The 18559-nt window shown below is 71.3% G+C and carries 16 protein-coding genes and 1 tRNA gene; 12 read left to right on the top strand and 5 right to left on the bottom strand.

Annotated elements, in window-relative coordinates; all coding sequences use genetic code 11:
* Window positions 1-2: 2 nt before the first annotated feature.
* The 3 genes from htpX to ACWD12_RS02925 all read left to right on the top strand — a co-directional run bounded on the left by htpX (window position 3) and on the right by ACWD12_RS02925 (window position 2659).
* Entirely contained in the window at window positions 3-857 is an 855-nt protein-coding gene (gene htpX, locus ACWD12_RS02935) for a zinc metalloprotease HtpX (protein ID WP_358352813.1), read from the top strand.
* Between the two features lie 106 nt (window positions 858-963).
* Complete coding sequence (locus tag ACWD12_RS02930; RefSeq protein WP_358352811.1) at window positions 964-1404, top strand: YccF domain-containing protein; 441 nt, start codon at window positions 964-966, stop codon at window positions 1402-1404.
* A gap of 265 nt (window positions 1405-1669) precedes the next feature.
* Window positions 1670-2659, top strand: coding sequence for a glycosyltransferase family 2 protein (locus ACWD12_RS02925; protein ID WP_358352809.1), 990 nt, complete (start codon window positions 1670-1672; stop codon window positions 2657-2659).
* Between the two features lie 167 nt (window positions 2660-2826).
* Here ACWD12_RS02925 and ACWD12_RS02920 read toward each other — a convergent pair whose 3' ends face one another.
* Window positions 2827-3315: a YajQ family cyclic di-GMP-binding protein gene (locus tag ACWD12_RS02920; protein WP_358352807.1), complete on the bottom strand. Its 489-nt coding sequence runs from the start codon at window positions 3313-3315 to the stop codon at window positions 2827-2829.
* A 220-nt stretch (window positions 3316-3535) separates the two neighbouring features.
* Here ACWD12_RS02920 and ACWD12_RS02915 point away from each other — a divergent pair.
* Window positions 3536-3618: transfer RNA gene (locus ACWD12_RS02915), tRNA-Tyr, on the top strand.
* A gap of 74 nt (window positions 3619-3692) precedes the next feature.
* Here ACWD12_RS02915 and ACWD12_RS02910 read toward each other — a convergent pair.
* A complete protein-coding gene (locus ACWD12_RS02910; protein ID WP_358352805.1) occupies window positions 3693-4340 on the bottom strand; it encodes a response regulator transcription factor in 648 nt (215 codons plus the stop codon).
* A complete protein-coding gene (locus ACWD12_RS02905) occupies window positions 4328-5626 on the bottom strand; it encodes a sensor domain-containing protein (protein WP_450098025.1) in 1299 nt (432 codons plus the stop codon). The genes ACWD12_RS02910 and ACWD12_RS02905 overlap by 13 nt, the downstream gene beginning before the upstream one ends.
* A gap of 171 nt (window positions 5627-5797) precedes the next feature.
* Here ACWD12_RS02905 and ACWD12_RS02900 point away from each other — a divergent pair, with 171 nt between their 5' ends.
* Both ACWD12_RS02900 and ACWD12_RS02895 read left to right on the top strand, forming a co-directional pair.
* Window positions 5798-6565, top strand: coding sequence for an ABC transporter ATP-binding protein (locus tag ACWD12_RS02900; RefSeq protein ID WP_450098024.1), 768 nt, complete (start codon window positions 5798-5800; stop codon window positions 6563-6565).
* A complete protein-coding gene (locus ACWD12_RS02895) occupies window positions 6562-9090 on the top strand; it encodes an FtsX-like permease family protein (protein WP_450098023.1) in 2529 nt (842 codons plus the stop codon). The genes ACWD12_RS02900 and ACWD12_RS02895 overlap by 4 nt, the downstream gene beginning before the upstream one ends.
* Before the next feature lie 73 nt (window positions 9091-9163).
* Here the strand turns inward: ACWD12_RS02895 and ACWD12_RS02890 are convergent, their stop codons facing one another.
* Window positions 9164-10555: an FAD-dependent oxidoreductase gene (locus ACWD12_RS02890; protein ID WP_450098022.1), complete on the bottom strand. Its 1392-nt coding sequence runs from the start codon at window positions 10553-10555 to the stop codon at window positions 9164-9166.
* A 309-nt stretch (window positions 10556-10864) separates the two neighbouring features.
* On the opposite strand from ACWD12_RS02890, the gene ACWD12_RS02885 reads away from it, so the two are divergent.
* The 5 genes from ACWD12_RS02885 (at window position 10865) to ACWD12_RS02865 (ending at window position 15918) form a co-directional block, all read left to right on the top strand.
* Window positions 10865-11803 carry an AraC-like ligand-binding domain-containing protein gene (locus tag ACWD12_RS02885; protein WP_450098021.1) on the top strand — a complete coding sequence of 313 codons (939 nt, stop codon included), beginning with the start codon at window positions 10865-10867 and terminating at the stop codon, window positions 11801-11803.
* Between the two features lie 243 nt (window positions 11804-12046).
* Complete coding sequence (locus tag ACWD12_RS02880; protein WP_450098020.1) at window positions 12047-14452, top strand: sensor histidine kinase; 2406 nt, start codon at window positions 12047-12049, stop codon at window positions 14450-14452.
* Between the two features lie 5 nt (window positions 14453-14457).
* Window positions 14458-14883, top strand: coding sequence for a roadblock/LC7 domain-containing protein (locus ACWD12_RS02875; RefSeq protein WP_358352791.1), 426 nt, complete (start codon window positions 14458-14460; stop codon window positions 14881-14883).
* 20 nt (window positions 14884-14903) lie between these two features.
* Window positions 14904-15281, top strand: a complete 378-nt coding sequence (locus tag ACWD12_RS02870; RefSeq protein WP_358352789.1) for a DUF742 domain-containing protein — start codon at window positions 14904-14906, stop codon at window positions 15279-15281.
* Entirely contained in the window at window positions 15262-15918 is a 657-nt protein-coding gene (locus ACWD12_RS02865; RefSeq protein WP_450098019.1) for a GTP-binding protein, read from the top strand. Before ACWD12_RS02870 ends, ACWD12_RS02865 begins: the two co-directional genes overlap by 20 nt.
* A 142-nt stretch (window positions 15919-16060) precedes the next feature.
* On the opposite strand, the gene ACWD12_RS02860 is transcribed toward ACWD12_RS02865, so the two are convergent.
* The gene (locus ACWD12_RS02860) at window positions 16061-16879 is read right to left on the bottom strand and encodes a DUF4232 domain-containing protein (protein WP_450098018.1); all 819 of its coding nucleotides are present in this window, start codon (window positions 16877-16879) and stop codon (window positions 16061-16063) included.
* Between the two features lie 222 nt (window positions 16880-17101).
* On the opposite strand from ACWD12_RS02860, the gene ACWD12_RS02855 reads away from it, so the two are divergent.
* Window positions 17102-18559, top strand: coding sequence for a helix-turn-helix domain-containing protein (locus tag ACWD12_RS02855; protein ID WP_450098017.1), 1458 nt, complete (start codon window positions 17102-17104; stop codon window positions 18557-18559).

The following is an 18559-nucleotide window of genomic DNA, read 5'->3' as shown; positions in this document are numbered from 1 at the left end:
CCGTGCACCGCCAGCACAACGGACTGAAGACCGCCGTCCTGCTCGGCGGCATGTCCGCGCTCATCCTGCTCATCGGCAGCTTCTTCGGCAGGACCGGCCTCATCATCGGCCTGGTGGTGGCGCTGCTGACCAACGGGTACGCGTACTTCAACAGCGACAAGATCGCCCTGCGCTCGATGCGCGCCCGGCCGGTCAGCGAGGCGGAGAACCCCGAGCTGTACCGCATCGTGCGGGAGCTCTCGACGGCCGCACGGCAGCCGATGCCGCGGCTCTACATCTCGCCCACCGAGGCGCCGAATGCTTTCGCCACCGGCCGCAACCCGCGCAACGCGGCGGTCTGCTGCACCACGGGGATCCTGCGCATCCTCGACGAGCGGGAGCTGCGCGGCGTACTCGGGCACGAGCTCGCACACGTCTACAACCGCGACATCCTGATCTCGTCGGTCGCGGGTGCTCTGGCCAGCGTGATCATGTTCCTGGCCAACTTCGCGTGGCTGATCCCGATCGGTCGCAACGACGACGACGGTCCGGGCCTGTTCGGCATGCTGTTCATGATGATCCTCGGCCCGGTCGCGGCCTCGCTGATCCAGCTCGCCATCAGCCGCAGCCGCGAGTACCAGGCGGACGCCTCGGGCGCGCAGCTGACCGGCGACCCGCTCGCGCTCGCCAGCGCGCTGCGCAAGCTGGAGATGGGCACGCAGCAAAAGCCGCTGCCCGCCGAGCCGCGTCTCGAGGCGACCAGCTCGCTGATGATCGCCAACCCGTTCCGCCCCGGGCAGGGCATGTCGAAGATGTTCTCGACGCACCCCCCGATGGCTGAGCGCATCCGCCGCCTCGAAGCCATGGCCGGCCGCTGACCCCGCGGGCCCGGCCCGTGCCGTCCCGCGGAACGCCCGTGCGACAGTTCCACGGCAAACGCCACCAAGCAGGGTAGTTCCTCAGCATTTGGGGGATTGTTGCCGCATGAAGACCGTGCTCAACATCATCTGGCTCGTGCTGTGCGGGCTGTGGATGGCGATCGGCTACGCCGTCGCCGGCATCGCCTGCTTCCTGCTGTTCTTCCTGGTCATCACCATCCCGTTCGGCATCGCGGCGTTCCGGATGGCGGCGTACACGCTCTGGCCCTTCGGCCGGACCATCGTGTGGAAGCCGTCCGCCGGCATCGGCTCGATGCTCGGCAACATCGTGTGGATCGTGCTGTTCGGCTGGTGGCTCGCCCTCGGGCATCTCGTGTTCGGGCTGCTCATGTGCGTCACGATCATCGGCATCCCGCTCGGCATCGCGAGCTTCAAGCTGATCCCCGTCTCGCTCACGCCGCTCGGCCGCGACATCGTCTCGACCGACGACCGGAGCTTCTACAGCTGGAGCGCCACCGGGTCGCCGCGCCCGACGCCGTACGCGTGACCGCGGCGACCGCGCCGCGCCACTTCCGCGGTAACCCCTGGGAGTGCAGTACGCGTGTCTTCCGAGTGAACCCGAGGGCCCGGGCTGAATCCGTACCGCCAACGTGCCGATATTCGGCACAACCCGCTCTTGCGCGGTCCGACGACCCGATGCGCCGAAGCGCCGCAGCGCGCCCGGCGACCGGGCCGCCGGACCGGGACACGAGCGCTACCGCGGCCGACGGGGCCGCCCAGCCACGGGGAAGCCGACTCCGCGGAGGTGTGCCGTGCCGGCAACGGTGAGCGTCATCGTCCCCACCCGAGACCGTCCGGGCTCCCTCGCCGACGCGCTGCGCAGCATCGCGCTGCAGCACGGCGACGGGGTCGACGGCATCGAGATCGTCGTCGTCAACGACGGCGGCGGGGACATCGCGAGCGCGCTGCCGCTCGGCGTGCCGGGGGTGACCGTACGCCTCATCTCGCACCCCCGCCCGCGCGGCCAGGCGGCCGCCCGCAACGCCGGCCTGGAGGTCGCCTCGGGCCGCTTCGTGGCCTTCCTCGACGACGACGACCTCTACCTACCGGGGCACCTCGCCCGCGCCCTGGCCGCGCTGGAGGCGTCGGGCGCCGACGTGATGTACGCGGACTGCGTGCTCACCGACGCCCGGTGCGTGCCGGGGGAGATGCCGGAGGTGTCGCCGTACCGGTACGACTTCGCGTACGACCCGGGCATCCTCGCCGTCGCCAACTTCATCCCCACCTCGGCCGTGGTGTGCCGCAACCCGGCCGTGCACGGCCCGGCCTCGTGGTTCCGCTTCGACCCGGAACTCCCGGTGCTGGTCGACTGGTCGCTGTGGCTGCGGCTGATCCACGACCGCGGCTGGTGCTTCGAGCGCTGCCCGCAGCCCGGCGTCGTCTTCCACCGCGCGACGGGCGACGTCGCGGTGACCGGGCGCACCTGCGCGCACCTCGACGAGCTCGGCCGGTACGAGGACGCGTACCGCACCGTCATCGCCCGCTGGCCCGTCACCCCGGGCAGCCGGGTGGCCCGCTTCCGCGCCCTCTTCCTGGAGACCTTCCAGATCGCCCAGACCCTGCTCGCCACCGGCCAGCGCCTGGTCCCCTTCGCCTACGAGGGCGCGCTACGGGTCCTCTACGACGGCTTCACCGGACGCCTGGACGAAGCCCTCGTCCCCGCCCGCACCGCCGCCGTCCTCTCCGGCGAAGACCTCCGCGACCCCCTGCCCACCCGAGAGCCGGCCACCCCGCACCCCTGACCCGGCCCCGTACCGTGCCGGCCCCGAACATGCCGCGGGGCCCCGGACCACCGCCCGGAGCCCCGCCGCAAGAACCGAACCATCACCAACCACTACTACTACCGCGCTCGCACAACCACCCTCACCACCGTGGCGTGCTCACACGTGCTCACGCGTACCCACCGGACCTACCGGTAGTTAACAAACTGCACCGCGAAGTCCAGGTCCTTGCCCTTGAGCAGCGCGATGACCTCTTGCAGGTCGTCCCGGCTCTTCGAGCTGACCCGGAGCTCGTCACCCTGAATCTGGGCCTTGATGCTCTTCGGCCCCTCGTCCCGGATGATCTTGGACACCTTCTTCGCGTTCTCCTGGGAGATGCCTTCCTGCATCCCCCCGGAGATCTTGTACTCCTTGCCGGAGAGCTTCGGCTCGCCCGCCTCGAACGCCTTCAGCGAGATCCCCCGCTTGATCAGCTTCGACTGGAACACATCGAGGATCGCGTTGACGCGCTCCTCGGTGTTGGCGCGCATCTCGATCTGCTCACCCGACCAGCCGATGTGCGCCCCGACGTTCTTGAAGTCGAACCGCTGCGAGATCTCCTTCGCGGCCTGGTTGAGCGCGTTGTCGACCTCCTGGCGGTCGACCTTGGACACGATGTCGAAAGAGGAGTCAGCCAAGGGTCAGCATCGCTTTCTGTGAGATCAGAGTCCCGCCCGCACCCGTCACCGGACCCCTACGGCCCCGCAGCCGGCGGACACACGACTCCCCAGCGTATCCAGCCCACCGCCGCCCCGCCCCCACGCCGCCCCACGTCCCCCCAACCCGAATCAACCGAGTGGCGGACCACCCCACAGCGTCCGCTATTGTTATCCCCGTCGCCCCACAAGACGACATCCCGGCGGGTTGCCCGAGCGGCCAAAGGGAGCAGACTGTAAATCTGTCGGCTGATGCCTACGCAGGTTCGAACCCTGCACCCGCCACCCTTTGCAAAACAGCCTCTGACCAGCGTGTCTGGTTGGGGGCTGTTTTCGTTGGCTGGGGGCGGGGTGGGGGGTTATTGGTCGCGGAGGTAGGTGAGGACGGCCAGGACTCTTCGGTGTCCTGCTTCGTCGGCTAGTAGGCCCAGTTTGTTGAAGATGCTGCGGATGTGTTTGTGGATCGCGGCTTCGGTGACGTGCAGTTCGGTTGCGATGTCGCCGTTGCGGTGGCCTTGGGCCATGAGTTGCAGGACGTCGCGTTCGCGTGCGGTGAGGGTGGAGAGCGGGCTGTGGCCGCGGCCGCGGCGCATGAGGGTGGTGACGACCTCGGGGTCGAGGACGGTCTCGCCCCGGGCGACGCGGTCCATGGTGCGCAGGAAGTCCTCGACGGCGCCCACCCGTTCCTTGAGCAGGTAGCCGACCGCGCCGGCGCCGTCGGCCAGCAGGTCGCCGGCGTACTTGGTCTCCACGTGGGCCGAGAGCACGAGCATCGGGAAGCCGGGGCGCAGGGCGCGGACCCGCATCGCTGCGCGCAGTCCCTCGTCGGTGTACGTCGGCGGCATGCGCACGTCGACGATGGCCAGTCCCGCGTCGAACTCCTCGATGGTTTCGTAGAGCCGGTCGGCGTCCGGACGTGCGGCGACCACTTCGATGCCCTCGGCGGACAACAGCGCCGCGAGACCTTCGCGCAGCAGGGTGTCGTCCTCGGCGATCACGACTCGCACGGCAGCTCCATCCGTACCGAAGTGGGCCCGCCGGGCGGGCTGGTGACGGTGACGGTGCCGCCGAGCGCCTCGATCCGGCTCCCGATCCCGGCCAGGCCGCTGCCTTTCGCCGGCTCGGCGCCGCCGTGTCCGTCGTCGGTCACCGTGGTGATTACGCGCATCTCGCCGTTGTCCTCCTTCCAACTCAGGTGAACGTCGCATTCGGTCGCGTTGCTGTGCTTGGCCACGTTGGTCAGCGCTTCGGCGACCGAGAAGTACAGGGCGGTGTCGACGGATGCGGGTGTCGGCGCCGGGGCGTCGACCCGCAGCCGTGCGGGGATCTGCATCCGGTCGACCAGCAGTCCCAGGGCCGGCACCAGGCCTTCTTCGGCGAGTGCCGGCGGGTAGACGCCCTGGATGATGCGGCGCATCTCGGCCAGTGCCTCGCGGCTGGCGTCCTGGGCTTTGGCCAGGGCCGTCGCGACGTCGCCGGTTCCGGTGCTCAACTGGCGTTGCGCGGTGCCGATGAACATGGAGACGGCCACCAGCCGGTTCTGCGCCGCGTCGTGCAGGTCCCGTTCGATCCTGCGCAGTTCGGCGCTGTGCACGTCGACGGCCGTACGCCGGCGCTGCTCCTCCATCTGGGCGCGGAGCCGGAGTTCCTGGTCGCGGGTCGGGGCGAGCAGGCGTTCGAGGAGCTTGGCGTCGGCGGAACGTACGGCGGGCAGGGCGATCGACCACACCGCCAGTCCGGCGAGCCCGATCAGGCCCGAGGCCAGGGCGAGCCACCACGACGTGATCTCGAAGAACTGCTCGGCAGTTCTGCCGTCCGGCATCGCCCACCAGTACGTCGGTAGCGCCAGTGACTGCAGCGACAGCAACGGCAGCAGCATGGCGACGGCACCGAGCGGGATCCCCACGATGACGCGCTGGAGGACGGCGGCCAGGTCGCGGGGCAGTGTGCCGTCGGCGATGTGGTGGCGGGCGACGTCCGGCCCGGCGGTGGCGGTGGTGGCGGCAGCGGGGTGCAGGTACGGCGACGGGATGCGCCGTCCGAGCGTCCGTCCGACCCTGCCGCGTTCCCGGTCGCACCAGCGCCGCAGCAGCCCGGACGCGGCACCGGCGAGCAGGAGCCCGACACCGACCACCGACAGCACGGCCACCGCCACGACGACCGCGAGGACCAGCAGGCCGTACAGCCCGGAGAGGGCGCTGCCCACCAGATAGCGGAGCGAGGCAGCCGGCCGCCGGACCGACACTGCATCTCGCAGTCTCTCGCCGGTACCGGACCTTGCCTTGGCGCTCACTTGGTGGAGCCTACTTCCACCGGCTGCCCAGATCCCGGTCTGCGCGAGCGTGCTGCGAGCTGCGCGAGGCGGGGTATAGCCAGCACCACCATCGGGGTGGGCGCGGGTACCACCGCAGGTCGGGTACGCGGGGGACTGTGCCGCGCACGCCGCGAACCTACGGTCGAAAACGTGACGAAAAACCAGGGGGAACGCCCCGGAAGCCATGACGACCACGCCGTGACGGTCAGCGGTTTGAGCAAGAGCTTCGGTGCCGAGGCCACCCGGTTCTGGGCGCTGACGAACATCGACCTCTCCGTCGCGCCGCGAAGTTTCACCGCGATCATGGGACCGTCGGGCTCCGGCAAGACCACGTTGTTGAACTGCCTGTTGGGCCTGGAAAAGCCGGACGCCGGCTCGATCCGCATCGGCGGCACGGACATCACCGGCCTCGGGGAGGCCCAACTCGCCGAGATGCGACGTTCGCAAGTGGGGGTGGTGTTCCAGTCCTACAACCTGGTCCCGTCCCTCACCGTCGCCGACAACATCTCGTTGCCGCTGCGACTGGCCGGCCGGCGCATCGACCGCGGCCGCGTAAGGGACCTGGCGGAGACCGTCGGTGTCGGTGCCACCCTCGAGCGTCGACCGGCCCAGTTGTCCGGGGGGCAGCAGCAGCGGGTCGCGTTCGCCCGTGCGCTCGTCACGGACCCGGAGTTGATCGTCGCCGACGAGCCGACCGGCGCGCTGGACACCGCGTCGAGCGATGTCGTACTCGGCCTGCTCCGTTCGATCGTCACCGACCTCGGGCAGCGGGCGCTGCTGGTGACGCACGACCCGCGCGCCGCGGCGGTCGCGGACCGTGTGCTGTTCCTGCGCGACGGGCGCTGGTACGGCGAACTCCGCGGGGCCACCGAAGGGCAGATCGCGGCCACCCTGACCGGTCTCGGGCGGCAGCCGTGAACAAGCTCGCCCGATTGATGCTGCGAGCGCGCCGGGGCCAAGTCGTCGCGCTGGCCGTGACCTTGTTCTTCTCGGCCGTTCTTGTCGGAGCGTTCGGCGTGCTGCTGGAGACCGGCGTCCGCGGCGAGGTCTCCACCGGCGAGTACGACGATGCGCCGCTGCTGGTCGCATCCCGGCAGTCGGTGCCGGTCGGCGGCGACGTCGACATGACGGTTCCGGGCCGGGCGCTGCTGCCCGCCTCGCTGGTCGACGAGGTCGCCGCGGCGCTGCCGACGTCCCGCGTCGTCGCCGACCGCATCGTGCCCGCGGTCCTCGGCGTCCGGGCCGACGCGGTCGAGCCCGTGCCCGTCGAGCCGGTGGACGCGCACCCCTGGTCGGCGTTCGCGCTCGGGAACCGCGAACTGGCCTCGGGACGCGAGCCGGTCGGGCCAAACGAAATCGTGCTCCCCGGCCACGTCGCGCGCTCCCTCCGCGTGGAGGCCGGTGGAAAGGTCCTGCTGGGCTTCGGCGACCAGTCCGTCGAGTACACACTCGTCGGCACCACCACAGCCGACGACACGGGGGTCGACGTCCCGGACGTCTATCTCAGCGACGGGCAGATCGGATCACGGGGCAACCCCGTTCGCAGCGTGGCGGTCATCGGGGTCTGGCCGCAGGCGGCGTCCGACGCACAACTGCTCGCCGGCCTGGCACCGCAGGCCAACGCCCGGTTGTGGGATCGCGGTGACCGGGGACCCGTCGAGGCGGTGTCTCAAGGGCGGGCGACGGCGGCCCTCGTCTCCGCCGCCGGCGCGCTCGGCGCCGTCGCGTTCATCGTCGCGGTGTTCACCGTCATCGCCCTCACGTCGCTCCAGATCCGCGAGCGGTCACGCGAGTTGGCCATGCTCCGCATCGTCGGCGCCACGCCGCGACAGGTGAAGCGGCTGCTGCGCGCGGAGATCCGCGTGGTCGCCGCACTGGCAGGAGGCCTAGGCGGCCTCGCGGGACCACTCGTGGGAGCGCTCATGGTCGGCGCCATCCGATCCTGGGGGGTACTGCCCCGGACCCTTCAACCGGTCTTCGGCCCGCTCCCGTTCGTCGTGGCGATGCTGACCGGTCTCGTCGCCGCGGAGCTTGCCACGCGGGTCGCGGTGCGCCGCGTCGTACGCAGCAGCCCGCTCGCGCAACTCGAAGACGGGGACACAAGTACGTCCGGATCCCCGCGGACGACCCGCCGCATCGTCGTCGGAGTGGTGCTCCTCGCGGTGGGCATCGTGATGGCGCTCGCGCCGACCTACACGTCCAACGTCGATGCGGCCAGCGGACTCCCCGGGATCTCCGGACTCGTCATGGCTCTGTCGATCGGTCCGCTGAGCCCGCTGGTGGTACGCGCGGCGACCGCAATCGTGCGCCGCCCGGCGGCACGGACCGCCGCGGCGTACGCGGCGCTCAACAGCATCCGCCACCGGGCCGCCCGGGTCGGCGGCGCGTTGACCCCGATCGTCCTCGGCGTCGCGCTGGGAGCGGTCCAGCTCTCCGGTGCGGCGACGGTTGGCGCCGTGTCGGCGGCGCAGGCGAGCGCGGGCACGCGTACCGACCTCACGGTCACCGTGCCCGGCGCCGGAGTCGGGGACCGGACGACCGAACTCGTACGGGACGTGCCCGGCGTCGGCTCCGCGACCCCGTTCGTGACCACCGGCGTCATCGTGCGGCCCCCCGCCGGCAGCGGCAACGGCCCGCAGACCCTGAACGCCCTCGGCATCGCCGACGACCAAGTGGAGCGGTACGCCGACCTCGGGCCGAAGGACAACAACCCGATCCGGCTCCGGCAGGGCGACGTGGCGCTCGGTGTCCTCGGCGCCGCCCAGGTGGGAGTCCACGTCGGGGACGAGGTCACCATTGTGCCGGCCGACGGACAGGCCATCACGCGGCACGTGAGCGCCCTGTACGAACGCGGCCTCGGCTTCGGCGAGGTCCTCCTCCCATTCGCCGACCTGCAGTCGGCGACCGGTTCGGGACTCGCATCCGGCCTGGCTGTCACCCTCGCCGCATCCGAATCGGCCGCGCAGGTCGAACGCCGCATCCGCAGCCTCCTGGCGGACGTACCCGGAGCCGAAGTCACCCGCTCCGACTCCGCCTTCGCCACCGGCGCCGGCGACGCCCCAGGCGGCGAGGACAAGTTCGGGCTGCTGATCCTGATGGTCCTCTTCGGCTACATCGCCATCGCGGTCACCAACTCCCTCGTCACCGCGACACTTTCCCGTCGATCGGAGTTCGCGCTCCTGGCGGCCGTGGGCGCCACGCCGCGCCAACGACGCTCGACCCTGCGCTGGGAAGCCGCCTTCCTGGGCGTCACCGCCTGCCTGGTCGGGACGGCGTTCGCGCTGCCCGGCCTGTTCGCCATGACGTACGCCCTGAGCAACGGCGACCGCGTCCTGCCCGCAATCGACCCCGTCACCTACGCCGGGATCGTCGCCTTCACCTTCCTCCTCGTCTTCGCCGCCACCGCCCTGGCCGGCCGAGCCGCCATGCCCACCCGCCGGTGACCGCCGCGTACCGGAACCTCGTGGTCTGTCGTGGTGCGGGAGATCCTCTCGGACGTCGCCAACAAGTGGGCGTTTAGTTGCGGGGGGCGCGGATTGCGCGGAGCAGGGTGCCCGGGGTCATCAGGGTGCGGGGCGGGGCGATCATGTGGAGGACGTGGAGGAACCGGAGACCGACGACCGGGTCGGTGACGGCTGCCCGATGGACAAGGTCGCCCAGGCGGGTCGCGAGGGCGAAACCCGGGGGGCGCTTTGCGGTGACGTGCGGCAGACGGAGGTCGTTGAGGACGGAGGTCTGCCAGGCGTCGTCGGTGACGCGGCGGACCGCCGAGAAGTAGTGGACCGCGGGTTCGCCGGGGAGGCGTCCGGACTCCAGCACGTCGGCCAGGCACGATGCGTGGGCGGCGGCCGAGGACATGCCCTGGCCGTAGACGGGGTTGAAGGACGCGACCGCGTCGCCGACACTCACGAGCCCGGCGGGGAACCTGGTCAGGCGGTGGAAGTCGCGCCGGCGGTTGTCGGGATGGCGGTAGACGGCGACTTCGCCTTCCAGGCGCGCGTTTGCGGCGAGTTTGCCGAAGGCCTCCGCGGGGTCTTCGCGGCAGCGCGTGAGGAAGTCCTCCGCGGTACGGGTGGGCTTGTCGTCGGCGTAGCCCGCTGTCAGGGCGATCCAGCGGTCGCCCTCGATGCGACCCAATGTGGCCACGCGCACCCGACCGTCCGGCCGGGTGCTGAGGGACTGGGCAAGTGTCGCGCCGTCCGCGACCGCGCTCGGATCGGAGCCCGACTCGGACCCGGGCCCGGTGCCCGACCCCGACCCGATGCCTGGCCCGGACCCGGCCCCGGAGCCGCGGAAGATGGCGGTTGCGTACCCGAGATCGACGGTGATGCGCTCAAGGGGCGGCTCCGGCCAGCCGCCCTCGGCGAGCCACGCGGCTATGCGGGTGCCCCGGCCGGTGGCGTCGACCACCAGGTCTGTGGGCAGGGTGTCCGGAACGTCACTACCTCCGACGGCGAGACGTACACCTTCGACGCGCTCGCCGCGGAAGGACAGGCCGCGGACGTTGCCCGTGAGCACCCGCACACCGGGGTACGCGAGGACCCGGCGCCGGATGTGCGCCTCCAGGAACGGCCGTGTCGCACTCACCATCGGCAGGTCGCCGACCAGGACTTTGCGCCTGCCGTCCAGGTAGCCGTACACGTCGGTCCCGGTGTTCGCGCGTACGGCGCCCGCCGCCACGATCTCGTCCGTGAAGCCCGGCAGCCAACGTTCGATGCCGCGTCGGCCCGCCTCCAGGAGCGCGTGCATCTGGGCGCCCTGCGGTACGCCGCGCCGCGGACTCTCCGTGCCGTCCGCGGGGGCCAGCTCGTCGCGTTCGACGATCACCACCTCGTCGGCGTGCTCGGCCAGAACCCGGGCGGCGAGCAGGCCGGCGATTCCGGCTCCGAGCACGGCGACTGTACGCATCAAGGTCCTCTCCCGCGGGATCTGCGCTGCCCAGGATCACCAACGGGACGTTCGTGAACTAGCTGGAACACGAACGCCTTCTGTGCGTTTCTGACGGGCGGCGACGATCGCGACATTTATGGCGCGTACCATGACCGGTTGCTTCCGAAGTCCCGTTCGCGCGACAGAAAGGCGAAGCCGGTGAGCCGTCGACCGTCTTGGAACCGTGATGCGGGACACCGGGTTTCCGCGCGGCGCCACACCGTCCGACGCGACGGGCTCAGACGGCCCCTGGTCCGGCCGGGACCGGCGGCGAGCGGCGACGGGTACGTGCCGGACGTCGACTCGTGGCGGGCCTCGCTCCGCGACGCCATCGTCGAGATGGACGCCACACCCCTCGACCGGCCCGGGAGTTCCGACTACACCGGCTGGGTCTACATGCTCGACCTCGGTCCGATCAGCGTGACCGACGTCGCGTCGGATCCGGTGCACGTCGCGCGGACTCCGCGCCTGATCAACCACAACCCGGTGGACTTCTACCACTTGTCCATATCCCGGCGTCCCAGCCTGGCCGAGCAGCATGGTCGGCAGAGTCGGCTGGCGGCGGGCGACGCCATCCTCGTCGACAGCTCCGAGCCGTTCTCCGTGAGGGCCGACAGCTTCGCCCACTACCTGATCGTCAACGTGCCGCGCGCGGCGCTGCGGCGCGACCTTCGCGTGGACCGGGACATGCTCGGTCAACACGTGTCGGCACAGAACCCGAGCCTGCGCGTGCTGATGTCGCTGCTGGGCGAACTGGGCCGCGGGGCGCCGGAGCTGACCTCCGAGATGATTCATGAACTCGGCCATACAGCCAGCGAGTTGCTGGTCTCGACGCTGCGTCTGGCGGAGGCGGGCCATCGGCACTACGCCGATACGCGGATGTCGCGCGGCGCACAGCTGCTGCGCATGAAGGACTTCGCCATGCGGCAACTGGCGGACCCGGACCTGTCGCCGAAGCTGCTCGCCGCCGCGTTCGACGTGTCGGTGCGGTACGTCGAACTGGTCTTCCGGGAAAGCGGCGTGTCGCCGTCGCGCTTCATCCGCGAGGCCCGGCTCGCCGAGGCGCGGCGGATGCTCGCCGATCCCAGGCAGCGGCACCGGTCGATCGCCGCCATCGGACGGTCGGTGGGCATCGAGAACGCCAGCGTCTTCGCTCGCATCTTCCGCGCGCGGTACGAGGCCACGCCCCGCGAGTACCGGCAGTTCGCCGGCGTCATGCCCGACTGACGCGCGGGGCACGGCCCCGGCCGTTCGCGAATCGTCGATGAGATGTGCGCAATCGGTCGCATTGCCCGTGTCCGGGGCTGCCAGGGTCACCCGAGTGCATCACCGGGCACGCCCCCCCGCGCCCGGTCGTCGTCCCACCGAGCACCGGGAACTTTCGACTTGCTGCCCGATTCCTCTCGCTCCCGCCGAGGTCGCCTGCGCATTCCGGGCCCGCGCTCCATCCGGGCCCGGATCGTCGTCCTGGTGCTGGTGCCGAGCATCGCGCTGATGGCCGTGTGGGGTACGTACACCTACGGCCGCTACGACCAGGCCGCGGACCTGCGCCAGACCCTTGACGACGTGCAGCGCGTCGCCGTCAAGGGCGAGCTGGCGATGGTGTCGATGCAGGAGGAACGCCGTCTCAGCATGGAGTTTCTGGCCGGGAACGCCGTGGACCGCGCGCGGCTCGACGGGCAGCGCCAGGCCACCGACCAGGCCCTCGGCGTCATGAACCAGGCCGCGGGCCCGGTGGTAGAGCGCCATCCGCCGGAGCTGAAGCGGACGTTCGAGCAGATCACCGCGGGGCTGGGCGGGCTGCCGGCGTTCCGGCAGCAGGTGGACGCACGTCAGGTCGGGCCCGACGCGGCGTTCCAGTTCTACTCCGGTGCCCTCGAAGGCGCGATGGGCTACTTCGAGGCCCAGGTCAGGTCCACGAACGACACCAAGACCGCCACCGAGGCCGGTACGGCCGCCGCGCTGTTCCGCGCCCTGGAGTACCTCGCCCGGCAGAACGCGGTGCTCTCCGCGGGGGTCGCCTCGCCGACCGGCCTGAGCGTGCCGCAGCGCGCGCAGTTCGACCAGTTGGTGGGCGCGCAACGCGCGCAGTACGCGTTCGTGCGACCGCAGTTGCGCGGAGCGCAGGCCGCCCGGTACGAGCAGATCCTCGCCGGTCGCGATTGGGCGCTGCTGAAGGAGGCCGAGAACAGCGCCTCCGGGCGAACCGGCAGAGTGGCCGTCGATGCGGCGGCCCTGCACCAGGCGATGCTCTCGACCGCCCAGCAACTCCAGCAACTAACCCTCGACCAGGTCGAGTTCGCCCGAGGGTACGGGCGGGAGCGGATCGACGACCTGACCACGTCCGTCATCCTGGTCGGTGCCCTGACACTCGCGTCCATCCTGCTGGCCGTGCTGATCTCCGTGCTGGTCTCGCGCGCTCTGCTGCTGCGGCTGCGCGGACTGCGCGACTCGACCCGACGGCTGGCCAACGAGCAACTGCCCAATGTGGTCGGCAGGTTGCAGCGTGGCGAGAAAGTCGACCCGGCCGAGGTCGGCTCCGACTTCGATCAGGGCCGGGACGAAATCGGCGAGGTGGCGCGCGCGTTCGACGAAGCGCAGCGCACCGCCATACGGGCCGCCATCGAGCAGGCCGAGACCCGGCAGGGCGTGAGCCGAGTGTTCCTCAACATCGCGCACCGCAGCCAGGGCCTCGTGCACCGGCAGCTCGCGCTGCTGGACGAGATGGAGCGCGAGCACGAGGACCCGGACCTGCTCGCCGAACTCTTCCGGGTGGACCACCTGGCCACCCGCATGCGGCGCAACGCGGAGAACCTGTCCGTGCTCGGCGGCACGATGCCGGCGCGCCGCTGGCGGCGCCCGGTGATGCTCGCCGAGATCCTGCGCGGCGCGGCCTCGCAGACCGAGGACTACTCGCGCGTCAAGCTGACCATGGTCCCCGAGGCCGGTCTCGCCGGTCCGGTCGCCGGCGACGTGATGCACCTGCTGTCCGAACTCGTCGAGAACGCCGCGACGTTCTCGCCTCCGCACACCAAAGTGCGGATCAGTGCCGAACTGGTGCCCAACGGCCTCGGCATCGAGATCGAGGACCGCGGACTGGGGATGGCCGCCGAAGCGCGCGAGGAGGCCAACAAACTCCTGGACACGGCACCGGAGTTCAACGTCATGGGCTTCACCACCGATACGCGGCTCGGGCTGTTCGTGGTCGCCCGGCTCGCGCACCGGCACGGGATCTCGGTGAGCCTGCGGTCGTCGCCGTACGGCGGGACGTCGGCCGTCGTACTGCTGCCCCTGTCGCTGCTGGGCGCTGCCGGCGATCCGGGTGATTCGAGTCATGTGGGCGCTGCGGGCGACCCGACCGACCCGCGCGCCGGCACGGCCGGTGCGGGAATCGCAGGCAACGCACGGCCGGTCGCCGTCCCCGGTTACGTCAGCGGCCCGCAACCCGCCCCACAGCCCACCCCGCCGCACATCGAGCCGGTCCCGACGGGCGCCGACCAGGGCCGCGTCGCGGTCCTCCCCGCACCACCGCAACTGCCTCCACCCCGAGCCGTCACACCGACTGCCCCGGCAACCACTGCTCCCGCCTCCACCCCGCAAGCCGCAGGCGGCCCGTCCGGCGAGCGGCGCCTGCCCCGCCGGGTACGCCGGGCGAGCCTGCAGCCGCAGCTGCTGCGCCGCACCGACACCGAGGCGCCGCATCCGGACGCCGAGGTGGAACACCGCTCCGCCGAGGAGGCCCGTCAGGTCATGGCGGCCTTCCAGCGCGGCTCGTTCAAGGGCCGCACCGAAGCCGGGCGGCTTCAGGACGACGGCGGGTCCCCGCCGTACCCGCACAGCGCGCCCGAGTATCCGAACGGACAAGGACAGTGGTGACCGCGATGAGCTCCGTGACGCACGACAACACCGAGCTGAACTGGCTGCTGGACGACCTGGTCAAGCGCGTCCCGCGGACCCGGCACGCGATCGTCCTGTCCGCCGACGGCCTGCTGATCGGCAACTCGCGGGGCCTGGACCGGGACGACGCCGAGCACATGTCCGCCGTCGCCTCCGCGTTCCAGAGCCTGGCCCGCGGTGCGGGACGGCACTTCGACGGCGGCCGGGTGCGGCAGACCATCGTGGAACTGGAGAAGGTCTTCCTGTTCGTCACCGGAGCGGGCCGCGGCGCGTGCCTGGCGGTGCTGGGCGAGGCGGATATCGACGTCGGCCTGGTGGCGTACGAGATGAACCTGATCGTCAAGCGGGTCGGGGACTTCCTCGCCGCGGCGCCGCGCCAGGCCGCGGTGGACCTGCGGCCGACGTTCTGACGCGGCGAGGACACGACCCCATGTCGCCCGCAGCCGACGGCACGTGGTGGGACGAGGACGCCGGTCCCGTCGTGCGCTCGTTTGCCCGGACCGGCGGCCGCACCCGCCCCAGCCGCGACGAGTTCAACCTCATCACCCTGATCGTGAACGCCGGCCACGAGGCCGCGCTGCCCGCTCTGGAGCCGGAGCATCTCGGCATCCTGCGGCTGTGCACCGACACCCCGCTGTCCGTCGCCGAGATCTCCGCCAAGCTGAATCTCCCGCCCACCGTGGTGAAGGTCCTGCTGGGCGACCTACTCGACATGGGGGCGATCCACACGCGCGCGCCTATCGCGCTGGCGGAAGCCCCCGACATCCACGTACTCCAGGCGGTTCTCGATGGCATACGCAGGATCTGAGCCGACGCCGACGCCGACGCCGACACCGACGCCGACCTCCGGATCCGGCCCAGGTCCAGGCACCGGTCCCGGCCCGGAGCGACTGCCCGCGGCGGTCAAGATCCTCATCTCCGGCGGCTTCGGTGTCGGCAAGACCACCATGGTCGGCGCGGTCAGCGAGGTGCCGCCGCTGCGCACCGAAGAGGTCATCACGCAGGAGAGCCAGGGCATCGACGACCTGACCGGCGTCGAGGCCAAGACGACGACCACGGTCGCTCTCGACTTCGGCCGCATCACGCTCGGCCGCGGCCTCGTGCTCTACCTCTTCGGTACGCCGGGCCAGGACCGCTTCTGGTTCATGTGGGACGAACTGGCCGTCGGCGCCATCGGCGCCATCATCCTGGCCGACCCGCGCCGCCTCGCCGACTCGTTCCCCGCGATCGACTACTTCGAGGTACGCGGCCTGCCGTTCGTGGTCGCCGTCAACTGCTTCGACGGCGTCAGCGAGTTCGGCATCGAGGAGGTCACCGACGCCCTCGACCTGGACCCGCACGTCCCCGTCGTCATGTGTGACGCGCGGTCCCGCGATTCGGGCAAGCACGCCATGGTCACGCTCATGGAACACGTCGTCGCCATCCGAACTCCGGTCCGCGGGTAGGTCGCCCCGCGGGTAGGTCGCCGCGCCCGAAAGTCCGTCTCCGCACGCCGCCGTGGTTCGGAATCGCCCGGGTGCCCGACCTGGGTACGGGTCGGGCACCCGGGCATCGGCGTTGCCGTCGTCCGCGGCGGGGCGGGGCGGGTCAGTTGAGGGCCATGTCCAGGGTCTGCTGCCAGTAGGTCACCTGCAGCGTGGTGTCGACGTACACGCCCGCGGCCGGGAGCGACGGGTTCGCGACCGAGCCGTCCTCGAACGGGATCTCGAGCGTCGAGGTCGTGTACCCGTTGTCGCCGCTGCCGTCGCCGGCGGACAGGCGTACGCCCGCGTAGCCGGACTCGCCGGGCGCGAGGCTGATGACGGCCTGCGGCTTGGTGGTGTCGTCGACCGGCGGTACGGACTGCGCCTCACCGAAGCGCGCGGCCGGGTAGCCGACCAGGTCGCAGTTCTTCGATCCGGTGTTGGTGACGGTGAGGAGAAGGTGGTTCAGCGGGCGGGCGACGACGGTGGCGGTCATCCTGGTGTTGGTCCCGCCGCAGGGCTGGAGCTTCGGGACGGAGTCCGAGCCGCCGGACGCGTTGCCGCCGTTCGACCCGCCCGAGGCGTTGGCGCCGCCGGTGCCGTTGGAACTGCCGGAACCACCGGAACCACCGGTGCCGTTGGATCCGCCGGAGCCGCCTGTGGTGCCGGACGACTTGGCGCCCTGCGTTGCGGAAGAGCCTGTCCCTGCCCCCGTACCCGCGCTGCCCGTGCCCGAGCCGCTCGTGCCGGCTCCGGACTGCGTCGGCGAGGCCGTCGCGCCGCCCGTACCGGAACCACCCGTCTGGGCAGGGGCGCTCGGTGCGGGAGAGGAGGCCCCGGCGCGGGCTTCGTCGTCACTGCTGCTGCACGCGGTCAGCCCGAAGGCGGCGAGCGCGGCGGTCGTGGCGGCGAAGAGGCGGATGCGGGAGGTACGTGCGGACATGGCTGATCCCCTGTGGGTGTGGGCGGGTTCCGACACTCTGCCGGTGCACGCCCCGGACTTCGGTCGACGCGGCGTGCTTCGATGCCCCGATCCTGGGCGCGGACCCGTCCCGCCCGCCACCGTTGCCGGGGAGTTTGGGATGCTGGAACGCCCGAACGGGCCTGACCTGCGGGAACACCGGTTCCCTGGAACGCTTTCCGGTACACGGGAGAAGGAGGAACGGTGGCGGACGAGGAGTTCGCGGCACTGCTGCGGGAGCTCAAGGACCGGTCTGGGCTGAGTTACGGGGTGCTGGGCAAGCGGCTGCACCTCAGCGGGTCGACCCTTCACCGGTACGTCAACGGGGACGCCGTTCCGTTGGACTACGCGCCCGTCGAGCGGTTCGCACGAATATGCGGCGCCACCCCCGAGGAACTGGTCGAACTGCACCGGCGGTGGGTGCGGGCGGATGTGCTGCGGCAGCGCAAAGGCGCCGTGACGCCCCAGCCGGACCCGGCGCCTGCCGCGCCGATTCCGGCCGATACGGCTTCGGGGACCCCGACTTCCGAGACCCCGGCTTCCGAAGGTCCGGCTTCCGAGACCCCGGCTTCCAAGACTCCGACGTCCGAGACCTCGACGTCCGAGGGCCGGTCCGCCGAGCAGGCGTCCGCGTCCCTCGCCGCGTTGCCCACGCCGTCCGAGCGGTCCGAACCGAACAGCCCCTCGACGGAACCCGCGGCCGGCCGTCGGCGGCGTCGACGTACGGTCGCCCTCGCCGGCGTGGGAACGGCCGCGGCCGCCGTGTCCGTCGCGCTCATGGTGAACCTCCTGCCGGGCGGAGACGACGGTGACACCCGGCAGTCCGTGGGGGCCACGCCACCCCCCGGCGGACCGCCCGCCGCGACTTCCCCGTTCGCGGGAGAACTCCCCGCGGCGCCGGGCCCGGTGCCGGGTGACGACGGCGGCACGCGTACGGGCGCCCCGGGGACCCCGTCCGCACCGTCGGGATCGGCATCCGCATCGGCGTCCGGCTCGACGCCCCCGCGGGGCAACGGGACGTCGCCGCGGCCGGGCGCGGCGGAGACGGTACGCGACGGCTCGGCCCCGACGGTAGCGGCGAACCCGTACAAATGGGAAACCCCCTGTAGCCAGCACTACTTGGTGAACCGCAAGCCCGCGGAGGTGCCTCCGCCGCCCACCGAGCAGGACGCCCGGGGTTGGGTGAGCGCGCTGGGCGGCGTCGCGAGCGGGGACCAGATGCTCGCGCTGACCGTGCAGGGGACCGGGGAGCAGACGGTCGTCGTCACAGCCCTGCACGTGCGGGTCATCGGGAAGCAGGCGCCGCTCGGCTGGAACGACTACGTGATGGGGGTCGGCTGCGGCGGCGAAGTCAGTACGAAGTCCTTCGACGTCGACCTGGACGCGGGGCGCCCGGACACGGTGCCGAAGTCCGGGCAGCGGGACTTCCCGTACAAGGTCAGCGAGTCCGATCCCGAGGTCTTCTACGTGTCCGCGCACAGCCAGGCCCACGACGTGAGCTGGTACCTGGAGTTGGAGTGGTCCAGCGGGGACCGCCGCGGGTCGGTGCGGATCGACGACCACGGGAAGCCGTTCCGGACGAGCGGAAACATCGGACGGCCGATCTTCCAGCAGCCGATCGGCAGCACCGAGTGGACGAAGGCGCCGGAGGACGAGGGATAA

It is taken from the genome of Streptodolium elevatio (assembly GCF_053592165.1).
Note: the sequence above shows the minus strand (reverse complement) of the source record. Positions and strands in the feature narration are given on the sequence as shown.

Coding starts and splice junctions, on each gene's coding strand:
- ACWD12_RS02930 (WP_358352811.1), top strand. CDS start 964: ATGAAGACCGTGCTCAACATCATCTGGCTCGTGCTGTGCGGGCTGTGG.
- ACWD12_RS02890 (WP_450098022.1), bottom strand. CDS start 10,555: ATGCGTACAGTCGCCGTGCTCGGAGCCGGAATCGCCGGCCTGCTCGCC.
- ACWD12_RS02875 (WP_358352791.1), top strand. CDS start 14,458: ATGAGCTCCGTGACGCACGACAACACCGAGCTGAACTGGCTGCTGGAC.
- ACWD12_RS02870 (WP_358352789.1), top strand. CDS start 14,904: ATGTCGCCCGCAGCCGACGGCACGTGGTGGGACGAGGACGCCGGTCCC.
- ACWD12_RS02865 (WP_450098019.1), top strand. CDS start 15,262: ATGGCATACGCAGGATCTGAGCCGACGCCGACGCCGACGCCGACACCG.
- ACWD12_RS02860 (WP_450098018.1), bottom strand. CDS start 16,879: ATGTCCGCACGTACCTCCCGCATCCGCCTCTTCGCCGCCACGACCGCC.